The 17,283-nt window shown below is 60.6% G+C and carries 16 protein-coding genes; 5 read left to right on the top strand and 11 right to left on the bottom strand.

The annotated features are described in order from the left end of the window. Positions 1 to 4 precede the first annotated feature (4 nt). From PSH59_RS05960 to PSH59_RS05915, 10 genes are all read right to left on the bottom strand, one after another. Entirely contained in the window at positions 5 to 721 is a 717-nt protein-coding gene (locus PSH59_RS05960; protein WP_248075834.1) for a TetR/AcrR family transcriptional regulator, read from the bottom strand. A gap of 105 nt (positions 722 to 826) precedes the next feature. Further along, entirely contained in the window at positions 827 to 2,329 is a 1,503-nt protein-coding gene (gene lysS, locus PSH59_RS05955) for a lysine--tRNA ligase (protein ID WP_305394546.1), read from the bottom strand. Between the two features lie 71 nt (positions 2,330 to 2,400). Beyond that, positions 2,401 to 3,496, bottom strand: a protein-coding gene (prfB, locus tag PSH59_RS05950; protein WP_248075824.1) for a peptide chain release factor 2 whose coding sequence is annotated in 2 segments (ribosomal slippage) — positions 2,401 to 3,423 and positions 3,425 to 3,496 — 1,095 coding nt in all. Because the reading frame shifts where the segments join, the coding sequence is not laid out codon by codon here. A 224-nt stretch (positions 3,497 to 3,720) separates the two neighbouring features. After that, complete coding sequence (locus tag PSH59_RS05945) at positions 3,721 to 4,722, bottom strand: PleD family two-component system response regulator (protein ID WP_305394545.1); 1,002 nt, start codon at positions 4,720 to 4,722, stop codon at positions 3,721 to 3,723. A 51-nt stretch (positions 4,723 to 4,773) separates the two neighbouring features. Beyond that, the gene (locus PSH59_RS05940) at positions 4,774 to 5,784 is read right to left on the bottom strand and encodes a chemotaxis response regulator protein-glutamate methylesterase (RefSeq protein WP_305394544.1); all 1,011 of its coding nucleotides are present in this window, start codon (positions 5,782 to 5,784) and stop codon (positions 4,774 to 4,776) included. Then, positions 5,781 to 8,051 (bottom strand): hybrid sensor histidine kinase/response regulator, encoded by a 2,271-nt coding sequence (locus PSH59_RS05935; RefSeq protein ID WP_305394543.1) that lies wholly within the window; start codon positions 8,049 to 8,051, stop codon positions 5,781 to 5,783. The genes PSH59_RS05940 and PSH59_RS05935 overlap by 4 nt, the downstream gene beginning before the upstream one ends. Further along, positions 8,048 to 8,743 carry a chemotaxis protein CheW gene (locus tag PSH59_RS05930; protein WP_248075812.1) on the bottom strand — a complete coding sequence of 232 codons (696 nt, stop codon included), beginning with the start codon at positions 8,741 to 8,743 and terminating at the stop codon, positions 8,048 to 8,050. Before PSH59_RS05930 ends, PSH59_RS05935 begins: the two co-directional genes overlap by 4 nt. Further along, a complete protein-coding gene (locus PSH59_RS05925; RefSeq protein ID WP_305394542.1) occupies positions 8,740 to 9,993 on the bottom strand; it encodes a protein-glutamate O-methyltransferase CheR in 1,254 nt (417 codons plus the stop codon). Before PSH59_RS05925 ends, PSH59_RS05930 begins: the two co-directional genes overlap by 4 nt. Continuing rightward, complete coding sequence (locus PSH59_RS05920) at positions 9,990 to 10,502, bottom strand: chemotaxis protein CheW (protein WP_305394541.1); 513 nt, start codon at positions 10,500 to 10,502, stop codon at positions 9,990 to 9,992. Before PSH59_RS05920 ends, PSH59_RS05925 begins: the two co-directional genes overlap by 4 nt. Further along, the gene (locus tag PSH59_RS05915; protein WP_248075806.1) at positions 10,502 to 12,124 is read right to left on the bottom strand and encodes a methyl-accepting chemotaxis protein; all 1,623 of its coding nucleotides are present in this window, start codon (positions 12,122 to 12,124) and stop codon (positions 10,502 to 10,504) included. Before PSH59_RS05915 ends, PSH59_RS05920 begins: the two co-directional genes overlap by 1 nt. A 216-nt stretch (positions 12,125 to 12,340) precedes the next feature. Here PSH59_RS05915 and PSH59_RS05910 point away from each other — a divergent pair, with 216 nt between their 5' ends. From PSH59_RS05910 to PSH59_RS05895, 4 genes are read left to right on the top strand one after another with little or no spacing between them, the layout of a single operon-like run. Then, positions 12,341 to 13,801 carry a PAAR domain-containing protein gene (locus PSH59_RS05910; RefSeq protein WP_305394540.1) on the top strand — a complete coding sequence of 487 codons (1,461 nt, stop codon included), beginning with the start codon at positions 12,341 to 12,343 and terminating at the stop codon, positions 13,799 to 13,801. Then, positions 13,798 to 14,412 carry a hypothetical protein gene (locus PSH59_RS05905; protein WP_305394539.1) on the top strand — a complete coding sequence of 205 codons (615 nt, stop codon included), beginning with the start codon at positions 13,798 to 13,800 and terminating at the stop codon, positions 14,410 to 14,412. Before PSH59_RS05910 ends, PSH59_RS05905 begins: the two co-directional genes overlap by 4 nt. Next, complete coding sequence (locus PSH59_RS05900) at positions 14,409 to 14,570, top strand: hypothetical protein (RefSeq protein WP_305394538.1); 162 nt, start codon at positions 14,409 to 14,411, stop codon at positions 14,568 to 14,570. The genes PSH59_RS05905 and PSH59_RS05900 overlap by 4 nt, the downstream gene beginning before the upstream one ends. Next, a complete protein-coding gene (locus PSH59_RS05895; RefSeq protein ID WP_305394537.1) occupies positions 14,567 to 15,181 on the top strand; it encodes a hypothetical protein in 615 nt (204 codons plus the stop codon). Before PSH59_RS05900 ends, PSH59_RS05895 begins: the two co-directional genes overlap by 4 nt. A 238-nt stretch (positions 15,182 to 15,419) precedes the next feature. Here PSH59_RS05895 and PSH59_RS05890 read toward each other — a convergent pair whose 3' ends face one another. Further along, positions 15,420 to 16,127, bottom strand: a complete 708-nt coding sequence (locus tag PSH59_RS05890) for a tellurite resistance TerB family protein (RefSeq protein ID WP_305394536.1) — start codon at positions 16,125 to 16,127, stop codon at positions 15,420 to 15,422. Between the two features lie 190 nt (positions 16,128 to 16,317). Between PSH59_RS05890 and PSH59_RS05885 the strand changes: the two genes are divergently transcribed. Continuing rightward, positions 16,318 to 17,229, top strand: coding sequence for a LysR family transcriptional regulator (locus tag PSH59_RS05885; RefSeq protein ID WP_248075791.1), 912 nt, complete (start codon positions 16,318 to 16,320; stop codon positions 17,227 to 17,229). Positions 17,230 to 17,283: the final 54 nt, after the last annotated feature.

The following is a 17,283-nucleotide window of genomic DNA, read 5'->3' as shown; positions in this document are numbered from 1 at the left end:
GGTGTCAGACCGAGGCCAACACCAAATGCATGTAACGCTTGAGGATCTCAAGCATCTCGTCACCGGTCAGAGGCTCTGCGCCGCCCAACAGGCCCTGATATTCCATCCGACTGATAATCGCCGTCAACACCTTGGCGTCCTGTTGCGGCTCGCGAGAGCCCAATACCTGGAAAAACTGCCCCGTGCCCTGCAGCAGGATTTGCTGGTGAGAACGCACCAGTTCCGCCAGGCGCGGGTTTAACAGGGCTTCCTGGCGAAAAGCCATTTCAGCCATCAGGTAATCGCGACGGTGGGTCAGTTGGCGCAGCACGTAGTCGACGGTCAGCCGCGCGATGTCATCGGCCAATTGCGAGCGCGATTCGGCGCTGCCATCGCCATAGGCAACCATCTCGCGCAGCAGGCCTTCGTTACGCACCCACAACTTGCCCATGAACGCGGCGCTGCGTTCGACGTATAGGGCGAAGGTATCGGTGAGCAGGTCATCGATGTCTTTGAAGTAATAAGTGGTGGCCGACAACGGCACCCCCGCCTCGGCCGCCACAGCGCGATGGCGCACGGCTCGCACGCCGTCGCGCACCACGATGCGCATGGCCGCATCGAGAATGTCCTGCCTGCGTTGCTCACTGCCCCGACGGCTGGCCTTACGGCCCTGGTACTGGACGCTTTCAGCCACGGCAGCAGCAATGCCGGCGGCGCCTTCTTGAGCCATTACGCGGTTCACGACACACATCCTTGAATAGATCAAAACCTGGCGCTGTTTGCTTGACGCTTATTAACGCCCCATAAAAAAGCCGCCTTATAAAGGCGGCTTCGGATTTCACTAAGGTTACGCTTGCGGCCGCATGTGCGGGAACAGGATTACGTCGCGGATCGACGGCGAATCCGTCAGCAACATCACCAGACGGTCGATACCGATGCCTTCACCCGCGGTTGGCGGCATGCCGTATTCCAGGGCACGTACAAAGTCGGCATCGTAGTGCATGGCTTCGTCGTCGCCGGCGTCCTTGTCGGCCACCTGGGCCATGAAGCGTTCGGCCTGATCTTCCGCGTCGTTAAGCTCGGAGTAGGCGTTGGCGATTTCGCGGCCGCCGATGAACAGCTCGAAACGGTCGGTGACGCTCGGGTTGTCGTCGTTGCGACGCGCCAGCGGCGACACTTCGAACGGGTACTGGGTAATGAAGTGCGGCTGTTCCAGCTTGTGCTCCACCAACTCTTCGAAAATCATCACTTGCAGCTTGCCCAGACCTTCGAAGCCCAGCACCTTTGCGCCGGCTTTCTTGGCAATGGCACGGGCCTTGTCGATGTCGTTGAGGTCGTCAGCGGTCAGTTCAGGGTTGTACTTGAGGATCGAATCGAAAACCGACAGGCGCACGAACGGTTCGCCGAAGTGGAACACCTTGTCGCCGTACGGCACGTCGGTGCTGCCCAGGACCAGTTGCGCCAGTTCGCGGAACAGTTCTTCGGTGAGGTCCATGTTGTCTTCGTAGTCGGCGTACGCCTGGTAGAACTCCAACATGGTGAATTCAGGGTTGTGACGGGTCGAGACGCCTTCGTTACGGAAGTTGCGGTTGATCTCGAACACCTTCTCGAAGCCGCCGACCACCAGGCGCTTGAGGTACAACTCAGGCGCGATACGCAGGAACATTTCCATGTCCAGCGCATTGTGGTGAGTTTCGAATGGCTTGGCCGCGGCACCACCGGGGATGGTTTGCAGCATCGGCGTTTCCACTTCGAGGAAGTCACGCGCCATCAGGAAGCTGCGGATGTGGGCAATGACTTGCGAACGCACGCGGAAGGTATGGCGTACGTCTTCGTTGACGATCAGGTCAACGTAGCGCTGGCGGTAGCGCTGCTCGGTGTCGGTCAGGCCGTGGTGCTTGTCCGGCAACGGGCGCAGCGACTTGGTCAGCAGGCGCACGCTGGTCATCTCGACGTACAGGTCGCCCTTGCCGGAACGGGCCAGGGTGCCTTCGGCGGCGATGATGTCGCCCATGTCCCAGGTTTTCACCGCGGCCAGGGTTTCTTCGGACAGGGTTTTACGGTTGACGTAGACCTGAATGCGACCGGTCATGTCCTGGATCACCATGAACGAGCCACGGTTAAGCATGATGCGACCTGCCACCTTGACCGGGATCGCAGCCTCTGCCAGCTCTTCCTTGGTCTTGTCCGCGTACTGCTTCTGCAAGGCATCGCAGTAGTTCTCGCGACGGAAGTCGTTGGGGAAGGCGTTGCCCTTGGCGCGCTCGGCAGCAAGCTTTTCCTTGCGCAGGGCGATCAGGGAGTTTTCTTCCTGTTGCAGGGCTTGCGGGTCGAGTTGTTGGTCGCTCATGTCTTTTGAAATTCCATCACAGGTTCGTTGCCCCCACTGGTGGCGGGGGACTTAAGGTCTTGGCTGACGGTTTACAGCCCCGATTTCAAGCTGGCTTCCAGGTACTCGTCGATATCACCGTCGAGCACCTTGTCGCAGTCGCTGCGTTCGATGTTAGTGCGCAGATCCTTGATCCGCGACGCATCGAGTACGTAAGAGCGGATCTGGTGGCCCCAGCCGATATCCGACTTGGTGTCTTCCAGCGCCTGGGAAGCGGCGTTGCGCTTTTGCATTTCCTGCTCGTACAACTTGGCCCGCAGCATTTTCATGGCGGTGTCCTTGTTGGCGTGCTGGGAACGTTCGTTCTGGCAGCTGACCACGGTGTTGGTCGGTACGTGGGTGATACGTACGGCCGAGTCGGTGGTGTTTACGTGCTGACCACCGGCACCGGAGGAGCGGTAGGTGTCGATACGCAGGTCGGCCGGGTTGATCTCGATTTCCACCTTGTCGTCGATCTCTGGCGAGACGAACACCGCGCAGAACGAGGTGTGGCGACGGTTGCCGGAGTCGAACGGGCTTTTGCGCACCAGGCGGTGTACACCGATCTCGGTGCGCAACCAGCCAAAGGCGTATTCACCCTTGATGTGCACCGTTGCGCCTTTGATACCGGCGACTTCACCGGCCGACAGCTCCATGATGGTCGCGTCGAAGCCGCGTTTGTCGGCCCAGCGCAGGTACATGCGCAGCAGGATGTTGGCCCAGTCCTGGGCTTCGGTGCCACCGGAGCCGGCCTGGATGTCCAGGTAGGCGTTGTTCGGGTCCATTTCGTGACTGAACATGCGGCGGAATTCAAGCTTGGCGAGGTTTTCCTCGAGACGGGCCAGCTCGGCGACGACATCGCCCACTGCGCCTTCGTCGTCTTCTTCGACGGCCATGTCCAGCAGGTCACGGCAATCGGCCAGACCGGTGTTCAGTTCGTCGAGGGTGTCGACGATCTGCGCCAGGGCAGAGCGCTCGCGGCCCAGTTCCTGGGCATATTCGGGTTTGTTCCAGACACTCGGATCTTCAAGCTCGCGATTGACTTCGGTCAGACGCTCATGCTTTTGATCGTAGTCAAAGATACCCCCGAATAGTTTCGGAGCGCTCGGACAGGTCCTTGATGGTGTTAAGGATCGGGTTGATTTCCATGGCGGGCAGCACTCGTTGGCGAACTTTTGAAAGCCGGCGAGTATAACGGCAAACGGGGTGAAACGGCAGCCCGCTTGGCGAAAAGGCGGGGGTTGTCTACGAACGGATGGGCGATTCTGCGCCACGGGTGAGAGGGGGCTGCCACGCAGCCCGGCGCAGGGCAAGCCTGCTCGCCACAGAGAGCTTGTTCTTCACGGCAAGACTGCTCGCTGCGGCGGGCGGCATTACTCGATGCCGACCTGATTGCGTCCATTGTGCTTGGCCGTATAGAGCCCCTTGTCCGCCGCCAGGATCAGTTGCCGGTAATCGGTGCCTTGCACGGGTGTCATGGTCGACAGGCCGATACTGACGGTCAGGCTGGAACCCTCGGCCGGTGCAATATGCGGGATTTTCAGCGAAGCAACGGCCATGCGCAGTTTTTCAGCCACCAGTCGCGCGCCGCCTGGCGACGTGTTGGGCAGCACCAGGGCGAATTCTTCGCCGCCATAACGCGCCGGCAGGTCAGAAGGACGGCTGCTGGCCTCACGGATGGTGGTGGCGACTTTACGCAGGGCTTCGTCACCCTCGACATGACCGAAGCTGTCGTTATAGGTCTTGAAAAAGTCCACATCGATCATCAGCAACGACAGCTGGGTCTGGTCGCGCATGGCGCGGCGCCATTCCAGTTCCAGGTATTCGTCGAAGTGGCGACGGTTGGACAGCCCGGTCAGGCCATCGGAGTTCATCAGCCGTTGCAGCACCAGGTTGGTGTCCAGCAACTGTTGCTGGCTGACCCGCAGGGCACGGTAGGCGGCATCGCGCTGCAACAGCGTCATATAGGAGCGCGAGTGATAGCGGATGCGCGCCACCAGTTCGATGTTGTCCGGCAGTTTGACCAGATAATCGTTGGCCCCCGCCGAGAACGCCGCGCTCTTGATCAACGGGTCTTCCTTGGTGGAAAGCACGATGATCGGGATATTCTGCGTGGCCGGGTGGTTGCGGTATTCGCGCACCAGGGTCAGGCCGTCCAGGCCGGGCATGACCAGATCCTGCAGGATGACCGTCGGTTTGATGCGGATAGCCTGGGCGATCGCCTGGTGCGGATCGGCGCAGAAGTGAAAGTCGATATTCTCTTCATGGGCCAGGCCACGCCGCACGGCTTCGCCGATCATGGCCTGGTCGTCGACCAGCAACACCATGGCGGCGTTTTCGTCGGTCTTGATGTCGTCGATCTGTAAATCATTCATGTGCAGTTACCTGAATTACCACCTGCAAGCCAGCATTGCCGAAGATCATGCTCATTTTGCGAAGATCTCCAGCAATCGGGGCGCAATCCTATCCAGTGGGCGAATTTCAACAGCAGCATCAATTGCCGCCGCCGCTTTGGGCATGCCATACACCGCGCAGCTTTGCTGGTCCTGGGCGATGGTCAAATATCCTTGTTCCCGCATCAGCTTGAGGCCTTGAGCCCCATCGCGCCCCATACCGGTCAGCAGTACGCCGACCGCATCGCCACTCCAGTGGCTGGCCACGCTTTCGAAAAATACGTCGATTGAAGGCCGGTAAATTTCGTTCACCGGCTCAGCGGTATAGGCCAGCGTACCGTTCTTGAGTAACCGAATATGGTGGTTGGTACCCGCCAGCAACACCACCCCGCTTTGCGGCGGTTCGCCTTCACAGGCCAGGCGCACCGGCAGGCCGGAGGCGCTGCTCAGCCACTCGGCCATGCCGGCGGCGAACACCTGGTCCACGTGCTGAACCAGCACAATGGCGGCAGAAAAGTCACGGGGCAAGCCTTTGAGCAGGATTTCCAGGGCTGCCGGACCGCCCGCCGAGGAGCCGATAGCCACCAGGCTTTGGCGTTGGCCGGTACCTCGTGCAGGCGTGGTTTCAGCCCGTACGCGACTGCCGCGCTGGCCGATCAGCCAGCCGATGTTGAGGATTTTGCGCAGTAACGGCGCCGCCGCATCCTTGGGGTTGCCCACGCCCAGGGCCGGCGTGTCCACCACGTCCAGCGCGCCATGGCCCATGGCTTCGAACACCCGGCCCATGTTGGCCTGGCGGTCGACCGTCACCAGCAAAATCGCACATGGCGTCTGGGCCATGATCTGCCGCGTGGCCTCGACGCCATCCATCACCGGCATGATCAAGTCCATCAGGATCAGGTCCGGAGTCAGCTCGGCGCAGCGCTGCACGGCGTCCAGGCCATTGCCGGCCACCCACACCACTTGGTGCGCGGGCTCGAAGCTCAAGGCCCGGCGCAACGCTTCAACCGCCAGGGGCATGTCATTGACGATGGCTATTCTCATGCCCGCGCGTCTCCAATCAGTTCCACCACGGCGTCCAGCAGCGCGTCATCGTGGAAACTGGCTTTGGCCAGGTAGTAATCGGCGCCGGCGTCCAGGCCCCGTCGACGGTCCTCTTCACGGTCTTTGTACGACACCACCATCACCGGCAACGATTGCAGGCGAGTATCACGGCGCAAGAGTGTGACCAATTCAATACCGTCCATGCGAGGCATATCAATGTCAGTGATCAACAGGTCGAAGTCTTCGGAGCGCAGGGCATTCCAGCCATCCATGCCATCGACCGCCACGGCGACTTCGTAACCGCGATTAAGCAGCAATTTACGTTGCAATTCGCGCACCGTGAGCGAGTCGTCCACCACCAGCACGCGCTTGCGCGGCGCCTCGCTGGCCTGCTGGCTGCGCCGGGCGATGCGTTCCAGGCGGCCGGTGTTGAGCAGCTTGTCCACCGAGCGCAGCATGTCTTCCACATCGACGATCAACACCACCGAGCCATCGTCCAGCAACGCGCCGGCGGAAATATCCTGGACCTTGCCCAGGCGGGCATCCAGCGGCAACACCACCAGGGTGCGCTCGCCGATAAAGCGTTCCACGGCAATACCGTACACCGCATCGCGCTCGCGGATCACCACCACCTTCAAGGTCTCGTCATTGTTATGCCCCGCAGGGCGCTGCAACAACTGGCTGGCGGCGACCAGGCCGACATGCCGGCCTTCGTGCCAGAAATGCTGGCGACCTTCCAACTGCACGATGTCGTCGGGCGCCAGATCGCACATACGTTCGATATGCGCCAGTGGGAAGGCGTAGGCCTCTTCGCCGACCTCCACCACCAGGCTGCGCACCACCGACAGGGTCAGCGGCACTTCCAGGTGGAAACGACTGCCCTGCCCCGCCGCCTGCTCCAGCACCACCGCGCCGCGCAACTGGCGCACCATGTGCTGCACCGCATCCAGCCCGACACCGCGACCGGACACTTCGGTGACCTTGTCACGCAGGCTGAACCCCGGCAGGAACAGGAACGTCAGCAGCTCTTCTTCACTCAGGCTCAGCGCGGTTTCCACGGTGGAAAGGTGGCGATCGACAATGCTGGCGCGCAGCCGCTCCAGGTCGACGCCATTACCATCGTCGCTCAGCTCCAGCACCAGCAGGCCGGCCTGGTGGGACGCACGCAGGCGGATCACCCCTTCGGCCGGTTTGCCCGCCAGCAGGCGCTGCTCGGGCATTTCGATGCCGTGATCAACAGCATTACGCAACAAGTGCGTGAGGGGCGCTTCGAGCTTTTCCAGGACGTCACGGTCGACTTGCGTTTTCTCGCCTTCGATCTCAAGACGCACTTGCTTGCCGAGGCTGCGCCCCAGGTCGCGCACCATGCGCACCTGCCCGGCCAGCACATCGGCAAACGGGCGCATCCGACAGGCCAGTGCGGTGTCGTAGAGCACCTGGGCGCGTTGCCCGGCCTGCCAGCCAAACTCATCCAGCTCGGCGGTTTTTTCCGCCAGCAGAGCTTGGGCCTCGCTCAACAAGCGCCGGGTGTCGGCCAGGGCTTCCTGGGCTTCGAGGTTCAGCCCCAGGGTCTTGAGCTGGCCGTCCAGGGTGTCCAGGGCACGCACACTCTGGCTTTGAATGCGTTTGAGGCGCTGCATGCTCGCCAGGTAAGGCTTGAGCCGCTGGGTTTCCACCAGGGACTTACTGGACAAGTCCAACAGGCTGTTCAAGCGCTGGGCGGTCACGCGCAATACGCGCTCGCCGCCTTCGGTCATGCGCTTGTTCTGACGCGGCGGGTCGCTGGCGACCGGTGGCGCGGGTTCCGGTTCCGCCGGCAGTGCTTCAACCACCGGCACTGGCGCGGCGGGCGGTGGCGCGACGCGGGCGGTCGGTTGCGTCGGGTCGAGCAGGCGCTCCATCAGCGCCACATACGCCTCGATGTCCGCCGGCCCCACGTTGTTACCCGGCGTGGCGATGCGCATCAGCAGGTCGGTGCCCTGCAGCAACGCGTCGATATGTTCGGGCTGCAGGTACAAGCGACTTTCCTGGGCACTGACCAGGCAGTCCTCCATCACATGCGCCACGCTGACGCCGGCGTCCACCCCCACGATACGCGCCGCGCCCTTGAGCGAATGGGCCGCGCGCATGCACGCTTCGAGCTGGTCGGCCTGGGTCGGGTTACGTTCAAGCGCCAGCAGGCCGGCGCTGAGCACCTGGGTCTGCGCGTCGGCTTCCAGGCTGAACAGTTCCAGCAGCGAGGCATCGCGCATCTGATCGGGGGTCATGTAAGACTCCGGGTCACGGCGGACAACACTTGCGCCTCGTCCAGCCAGCGCAGGCTGCGGCCCTTCCACGGCAAGACACCTTGGGTGAAGCGCGCGCTGGCCTGGGTACCGGACGCCGATGCCGCCTGCAACGTGCGTTCATCGATGGCGTGGATGCCGTCCACTTCGTCCACCGGCACCACCACCGGGCCGTCGTCGGCCGCGATGATCAACATGCGCGGCATGATCCGGCCACTGCCTGTGGCGTTAGCGGTCTGCTCCAGGCCCAGCAGCTCGACCAGTGACAGACACGCCACCAGCGCGCCACGCACATTGGCCACCCCGAGCAATGCCCGTGAGCGCTGATGCGGCAGCGAGTGAATCGGTTGCAACGGCGCCACTTCCACCAGGCAGCGCGTGGCAATGCCGAGCCATTCTTCACCGAGGCGGAACATCAGCAGGGAGCGCGTGACGATGTCTTCGTCGACCTCGACCGCCGTGACCGGACGCCGATCGTCCTGCTGCAAGGCGTACCGGTCCAGCAGCCGCGTGGCGGCCGCCGAATACACCGCACAGTTGCGGCAGTGAATATGGTCGGCCAGCAGCGGGCACGATTTGTCACCGTGAATACCGATACGGTTCCAGCAATCGTCGATGGCCTGGCTATCGATCAGGGTCAGGCCGCCAGTGTCGAGCGCCTCGGTGCTATTCATCGTTTGGACTCACTGTCAGCTCGCTCACTACGGGCGGCGCGCGCCTGCATACGGCGCGCCCCCTCGCTGTCGCCCTGAGATTCGAGCAACGCAGCCAGGTGCATCAAGGCCTGCGGATGCTGGGGTTCCAGGTACAAGGCTTTTCGGTAAAACCCCTGGGCTTGCAGGGCACTGCCGGCCACGTCGCTGAGCAGCCCCAGCCAGAAGAACACCTGGGCGGCCGGCGGGTGGCTGTTCAGATACTGTTCGCACGCGGCACGGGCCTCGGCACTTTTGCCCTCGTTGGCCAGGGTAGCGATGCGGCTGAGCAAGGCACCGGCATCGGACGATGACGCCTTGATCGGTACCACCTGGGCACTGACCGTACTGAACGGTCGCGGCTTGACGGGGATCGGTGCCGCACTGCGCGGGAGCACAGGCTTAGGCACGAACAGCGGTTCAGCTACCACAGGCTCGGCGTGCCGGCTGAAGGCAAACGACTGCGGCACGCCAATCGAGCGCATGCCGTGGCGCCCCAACAGGCTGCCCTCCGCTGGGCCGATAAACAGCACACCGTCCACGTGGGTCAGCTCTTTGAGTACATCGAACACTTGCTTCTGGGTCGGCTGGTCGAAGTAGATCAACAGGTTGCGGCAGAACACGAAGTCATAGCTGGGTTCGTTCGCCAGCAGCGTCGGGTCGAGCAGGTTGCCAACTTGCAGGCGTACCTGCTCGCGCACCCGGTCGGCGATGTGATAACCGTCGCCAGACTCCGTGAAATGGCGCTCACGAAAAGCTATATCGCTGCCACGAAAGGAGTTTTTGCCATACACCCCGCGTCTGGCGCGCTCCACCGACAGCGGGCTGACGTCCAGGCCCAGCACCTTGAACTGATGCGGCGCAATGCCTGCATCCAGCAAGGCCATGGCGATCGAATAGGGTTCTTCGCCGGTGGAGCACGGCAGGCTGAGGATGCGCAGCGCACGCATCTGATTGATCTCGGCCAGGCGCGCCTTGGCCAGTCGGGCCAGGGTCGCAAAGGATTCGGGGTAACGGAAAAACCAGGTTTCGGGGACGATCACCGCTTCGATCAGCGCCTGCTGCTCATCGTGGGAGCTTTGCAGGTGCTGCCAGTATTCACCGGCGCTGTGCGCCTGCACCGCCTGGCTGCGCTGGCGCACCGCGCGCTCGATGATGGCCTCGCCAACCGACGCGACATCCAGGCCGATACGTTCTTTCAAGAAGGCAAAGAAGCGCGGGTCGTTACTCATACGCTCAGCTCGTCAGAAAATAACAGCGCGCGTACGTCATCGGTCAGCACGTCGTTCACGCCGATCCACTGCATCAGGCCCAATGCGTCTTCGCGCACCGGCCCCAGGTAGCGCGCGTCACGGTTATCCAGGCCATAGGGCTGAAAGTCCGCCGGGTCGCAACGCAGGGTGTCGGTGGCCTGTTCCAGGATCAACCCCAGCCGGCGCGCCTCGCTCCAGGGATGCGGCTGGTAATTGACCAATACCAGCCGGGTGCTGGTGCGGGCCTGGGCGGCCGTGCCGAAGGTCAAGGCGCTGAGGTCGATCACCGGCACCATCGCCCCGCGATGGGCAAAGATGCCCGCCACCCAATGCGGCGCATGAGCAATCGGCTTGAGCGGCAGGCACGGCAGCACCTCGGCCACTTCGGTGGCCTTCACGGCATAACGTTCGCTGCCGATATGAAACACCAGGAACAATGCCTTTTTCGCTGCCGGCACGGCGCCGCGTCTAGCCGCCAGGTCGCTCATCAGACTTTGAAACGCGATACGCCGCCGCGCAGACCGACCGCCACCTGACTCAGCTCATCGATCGCAAAGCTGGCCTGGCGCAGTGACTCCACGGTCTGACTGCTGGCATCGCCCAGTTGCACCAGGGCATGGTTGATCTGCTCGGCGCCGGTGGCCTGGGCCTGCATGCCTTCGTTGACCATCAACACCCGAGGCGCCAGGGCCTGCACCTGATGGATGATCTGCGACAGTTGCTCGCCCACTTGCTGCACCTCGAACATGCCGCGGCGCACCTCCTCAGAAAACTTGTCCATGCCCATCACGCCCGCCGAAACCGCTGACTGGATTTCGCGCACCATCTGTTCGATGTCGTAGGTCGCCACGGCGGTCTGGTCGGCCAGGCGCCGTACTTCGGTGGCGACCACGGCGAAACCGCGACCGTATTCACCGGCCTTTTCGGCCTCGATCGCCGCATTGAGGGACAACAGGTTGGTCTGGTCGGCAACCTTGACGATGGTCACCACCACCTGATTGATGTTGCTGGCCTTCTCATTAAGGATCGCCAGCTTGGCGTTCACCAGGTCGGCGGCGCCCATCACCGAATGCATGGTTTCTTCCATGCGCGCCAGGCCCTGCTGGCCGGAGCCGGCGGCCACCGATGCCTGATCGGCAGCGGTGGACACTTCGGTCATGGTGCGCACGAGGTCTTTGGAGGTTGCCGCGATTTCCCGCGACGTGGCGCCGATTTCGGTGGTGGTCGCCGCAGTTTCGGTGGCGGTGGCCTGTTGCTGCTTGGACGTGGCGGCAATCTCGGTCACCGAGGTTGTGACCTGCACCGACGAACGCTGGGCCTGAGACACCAGGGCCGTGAGCTCGGTCATCATGTCGTTGAAGCCGGTTTCCACCGCGTTGAATTCGTCCTTGCGCGCAAGGTTCAGGCGCTTGCTCAGGTCACCGGTGCGCATGATGTCGAGGATTTCGACAATGCGCTGCATCGGCGCCATGATCGTGCGCATCAGCAGCAGGCCGCACAGGCCGGCGGCCAGGATGGCCACGGCCAGCGACACGAACATGCTGATTTTGGCAGACGATACCGCCTCGTCGATGGCGGCCGTCGCATTGTCGGACACGGCTTTGTTTTCGGTGATGATGTCATTGAGCTTCATGCGGCCTTCGACCCAGATCGGCGTCAACTGCTCTTCGAGCAACTGGCGCGCGGCTGCCAGGTCGTCGGCTTCGATGCGCTCGATCACCTGCTTGAGCACCTTGTTATAGGTGAGGTGGGCGGCCTTGAAATTATCGAATTCCATGCGATCAGCCTGGTTATGAACCGTGTGCTCATAGTTGGCCATCTGCTGTTCAATGCGCGCTTCGAAGGAGTTGTAGTCGGCCCTGTCGCTGCCGGTGAAGGTTTTTTCGTCACGCAGACCAATGATATCGATGGTCATCAGATAGCTATCGACCCACGCGCTGCGGATCATCGAACTCAGATAAACCCCCGGCACCGCGTCGTCACGCACGGCTTCCTGGCTGGATTCGATTTTCATCAACCGTGAATAGGAGACCACAACCATTAACAGCATGATGGCGATAATGACCGCAAAACTTGCCAGGATGCGTTGGCGCAAGGTCCAGTTCTTCACAGTTATTCCTCGGAGGGCCATTCAAATGGAGGGGAGTATAGCCGAGCGCAAGGCCTTATTAATCAACCGGTTTTTATAGGGGCGCTCGCAGAATACAAAAAACGCCGGAGGGTGATTGCAGAACCACCCTACACCACACCAGGAAATGTCCGACTACCCGGTTCTTGTCGCCTCCCCTAGCGTGCTGGTCCCAGTTAACAAAAAGACATTTCTGGCATGCGACGCTATTTAATTACACGAGGCGCCAAAACCACTGCTGGCGGTACAGTGGTCGACGGTTTGAAAAGCTTCGGCATCAAAGGGGTAGAAATTGCCCTTGAAGGGCATCAGGTGCTTTGCCCGGTGTGCCAGACCGCAGGCGCCATCGTTTGTGTCGACCCGCGGCTTAAAATGAATGCACATGGGCGAAACGTTGCGCTTTCGGATGATCTCTGTTTGTGCAAATGCGACCCGGCCCCTCGCCTGATTGCCAACCAGTTGGAGTGGTATCAGACCATTACTCGCGAAGACACTTCGGTACACAGCAAAGCCGCCCCTGTATCGCCCCCATTGCAAGCTCCAGCGACAATGCCTCGCACCACGTCCACCTCGGCCTCACGGCCCACCACTCCAGCATTCAGCGAGATGCTCGAATCTTCCTGCGAACGCAATTGGCGCTTCTACCAGCAGCAGGCAGAAGACATTGTCGCGCCAGGCGGCACGCTGATCGCCGATCCCAGGCAGCGCAACCGCGTGATCAACTCTGCTTACGCTCAGCTCTGGCGGCTCGACAACCGTTTTCAGTGGGCGGGCCTTGCGGCGTTTGCATCCAAGCAGGTGGGGTGCGGCTTGCTGCATGCGGCTGACGCCATCGAGAAAATTCAGGCGGAGTACGAGGCGGCGCAGCAACTGAGGAGGAGCGCGCGCAAAGGGGTGTGGGGGTTGTTCAGCGCCGAGGAGCGTGAACGGCGGGCGAAGCTGCGGGAGTACGAGCAGCGGCGCCGCGAATACGAACAGGCCGCCCGCGATAATCCAATGCCTGATGTTGACTGGCGGCGAGAGGGCGAACCGCTATCGAGCGTGCAGCAGCTTTATCAGCATGTGTACGAGATGATGGCGATGGGGAATACCACGTTGTTTTTGGATGTGTTTCCGTTGCATGCGTTTTATAAGGAGCGAGGGTTGGAGTTGCTGGCAAGATGCTTGCCGTCACGCAGGAGGATTTATGGGAATGATCAATCCCAAGTGCTGTGGCCGGTTGGGCACGAGAAACTTGAGTTCGGTACTAACTACGGTGAAATCCTGCAAGCTTTCGAGGCGATTGAAACAGGCGATATCGCCAAGAGTGTTGAGCACTTAGCTGACCACGAACAAAGAAATGTCCTTCAACCGACAATGTACGCTGATCCCAATCTAGTGGTATTGCTGCGTGGCAACCACCTCTCCTACATTACAGATATACCGTCCGGAACCGCCCAAGCCCTTGAATTGACGCTAGCCAATCAATGCATCCCTGTTGATGACGGTCGAACCATTGAATTCAGCAGCAACCCCATTGCCAACCTGGCCAACATTAATCAACGCATGTCGTTCGTGCTGAAGGCCGCCGAACAGTTTGACAAGTTGCTACATGGCCCTCAGCGACATCAGATCGAACAGGCGCTGGAAGATATCGCTGACGGTAAAGGCGTTCGATGAGTCGGAACTTGCAGATAAGTTGGCGCCGTTGCGGACTGGGATTGTTGGTTGCTCTACTCCTCTCATGGGTAGCAATACACCACGTTGCTGATGAACCGGAAATCGCACTGACGCTTGGCGAGCCCTGGGAAAACATGCGGCAACGCTCCAGCGCACGCATTGATTCAACCATTCCCGGACGCCACTGGTTCAGGATCCCAAAAACCGATGCACGCCTTCGTTTCATTGATCCGCAATATGGATTCACAACCCCACTGGCCCGTTTCTTCACGATAGGCTTCGATGATCAGTTGGTACGCAACGTCCGCATGTCCCCTCAAATCGAACCGCTACAGCTCGACGACACAATAAAGGTCATGTTGGATTTACAGGAGCAATGGCGTAAGGGCGGGTGGATACCCATCCGAGTCGAATACGATCCCCCCTTCGTTGACACACCCGAATGGCGTGCCAGATTGAGGGACGTGTATCAGGGCGCAACGTCATACTGGCAGGCTGGTGAAAAATACCAATTGATGATGGTGGTTAATCGATTCAAGGATGACCGGTATCCCAACGAAGAGCGTTATCTCATCAAGCTGAGCTTAGGCAAACCCTGGGTACATCCATGAACAGCAAATGCCCTTTGGTTAACCTTGCCGATATGGGTCAACGAATGTCGTTCGTGCTGAAGGCCGCCGAACAGTTTGACAAGTTGCTACATAGCACTCAGCGACATCAGATCGAACAGGCGCTGGAAGATATCGCTGACGGTAAAGGCGTTCGATGAGTCGGAACTTGCAGATAAGTTGGCGACAAGGTGGACTGGGGCTGATCGTTGCCATACTTCTCGTATGGGTAGCGATACGCCTCGGTTCGGACGAGCCGGAAATAGCGTTAAGGCTAGGCGAACCCTGGGAAGATATGCGCCGGCGCTCCAGCGCAAATATTGGTCCAGCTATTCCCGGACAGTACTGGGGAACATTACCGAGATCTGATGCTCGCCTGCGCTTCATAGATTCCCAGTATGGATTCATAACCCCGACGGCTCGTTTCTTCATGATTAGATACGACGACATGCGGGTCGCAGATCTGAGTATGTCCCCCCAGACCGAACCGCTACAGCTCGACGACACAATAAAGGTCATGTCGGATTTACAGGAGCAATGGCGTAAGGGCGGCTGGATACCCATCCGAGTCGAATACGATCCCCCCTTCGTTGACACACCCGAATGGCGTGCCCGATTGAGGGACGTGTATCAGGGTGCAACGTCATACTGGCAGGCTGGTGAAAAATACCAATTGATGATGGTGGTTAATCGATTCAAGGATGACCGGCATCCCAACGAAGAGCGTTATCTCATCAAGCTGAGCTTAGGCAAACCCTGGGTACATCCATGAACAGAAAATGCCTTTCGTTAAGCTTGCCGATATGGGTCAACGCATGGCGTTCGTACTAAAGGCTGCTGCGCACGGAGGGCTGGAAATGGACGGCGCTGTACTTGTTGGACGGTTGCCAATGCAACTATGGAAGTAGGTTTGCTTCCGATGGCGGCAGGTCAGTTAAACAAATCTCACTGACACGCCCTCATCGGGAGCAAGCCCCCTGCCACATCGTAAGTTTTGCGTACACCCGCGCCTATTGGTTAAGCCGTACTTGCTTTTCCAGCTCCAGCTTCAAGCCCGGCTCCAGCTTGAGTTGACGAGCCAATTCATCCAGATACGCCTTCTCCATAAAGTTCTCTTCGTCCACCAGCATCACGCTGGCGATATACATCTCGGCGGCCATTTCCGGCGTGCCGGCGGCTCGCGCCACGTCGGCCGGGTCCAGCGGTTTATTGAGTTCGGCGTGCAGCCAGTTGTGCAGTTCGCGGTCGCTGTCCAGTTTGGTGAACTCGCCCTCGATCAGCTCGCGCTCACGCTCGTCCACATGCCCGTCGGCTTTGGCCGCCGCGACCAGCGCCTTGAGGATGCCCTGGCTGTGCAGTTCGGCCTGAGCCGGCGGCAGGCGGTCGATGGTTTGCGGCTCGCCTTGGGGGGCGCTGGCCTGATTGGCCTGCCAGTTGCCATAGGCCTTGTAGGCGATGACACCCAATGCGGCCAAACCGCCGTAGGTCAGGGCCTTGCCGCCAAATTTGCGCGCCTTCTTGTTGCCCATCAGCAGCCCCATGGCACCCGCCGCCAGGGCGCCTCCCCCTGCGCCGCCAAGCAGGCTGCCCAGCCCGCCACCGCCGAGCAGGCCGCCCAAGGCGCCTTTGTCCTGGCCCTTACCTTGGCCGCCAGCCTTGTTTTGCAACATGTCCTGGCCGGACTTGAGCAACTGATCGAGCAATCCACGGGTGTTCATAAAAGCCTCCAGACACTTGGGTTCATAGGACCAATAGGCCTCCAGCGTAAAACTAAGTGCCAAAAAGCCCTGATCTATAGTGCTTCCAGATGTAACGCCACACCCGCAGTCTGAAGCTTGCGACGGCCATTCGCTTAAATCGATATACACTCGGACGCATCGATAAAAATACCCCACGGGTAATTCCAGCATGATGACCCTGCGCCAAATCCGGCACTTTATCGCCGTGGCCGAGACCGGCTCGATCTCTGCCGCCGCGCAAACCGCGTTTATCTCCCAGTCCACCCTGACCCTGGCGATCCAGCAACTGGAACAGGAAATCGGCGTCAACCTGTTCAATCGCCACGCCAAGGGCATGACCCTGACCCACCAGGGCCATCAGTTTCTGCGCCAGGCGCACTTGATTCTCGCCACCGTCGACAATGCCAAGCGCAGCCTGCAGCAGAGCACCGATCAAGTGGCCGGGCAGTTGATCATCGGCGTCACCAGCCTGGTGGCCGGCTATTACCTGGCGGACTTGCTCACCCGTTTCCAGCGCGCTTACCCCAATGTCGAAATTCGCGTAATGGAGGATGAGCGCCCGTACATCGAGCATTTGCTGGTCAGCGGTGAAATCGACGTGGGCGTGCTCATCCTCTCCAACCTGGAAGACCGCCACGCCCTGCAAACCGAGGTACTGACCCACTCGCCCCACCGCCTCTGGCTGCCGGCGCAACATCCGCTGCTGGAACACGACAGCATCAACCTCGCCGATGTGGCCCGTGAGCCGTTGATCCAGCTGAATGTCGACGAAATGGGCCACAACGCTCAACGTCTGTGGACCAGCGCAGGGTTGCAACCGCGCATCACGTTGCGTACGGCCTCGACCGAGGCGGTGCGCAGCCTGGTGGCTGCAGGCCTGGGCGTGTCGATCCAGCCGGACATGACCTACAGGCCGTGGTCCCTGGAAGGCGACATTATTGAAGCGCGGCCGATCGCCGACCTCAGCCAGACCCTCGATGTGGGCCTGGCCTGGCGCCGCGGCACCGCGCGGCCTGCCTTGGTGGACCCGTTCCTCACCGTGGCGCGGGAACAACCCCATCCACGCAAGCCATCTATTTAATCGAATGCTGCATTCAGTATTTAGTATTTGTTGACCTCGCCCCTGACCTCTAGT

Origin of the sequence: Pseudomonas sp. FP2309 (assembly GCF_030687575.1) — a bacterium.
Lineage (GTDB): Bacteria > Pseudomonadota > Gammaproteobacteria > Pseudomonadales > Pseudomonadaceae > Aquipseudomonas.
The sequence above is the reverse complement of the archived record's forward strand: the minus strand, read 5'-3'. Positions and strand labels throughout refer to the sequence as shown.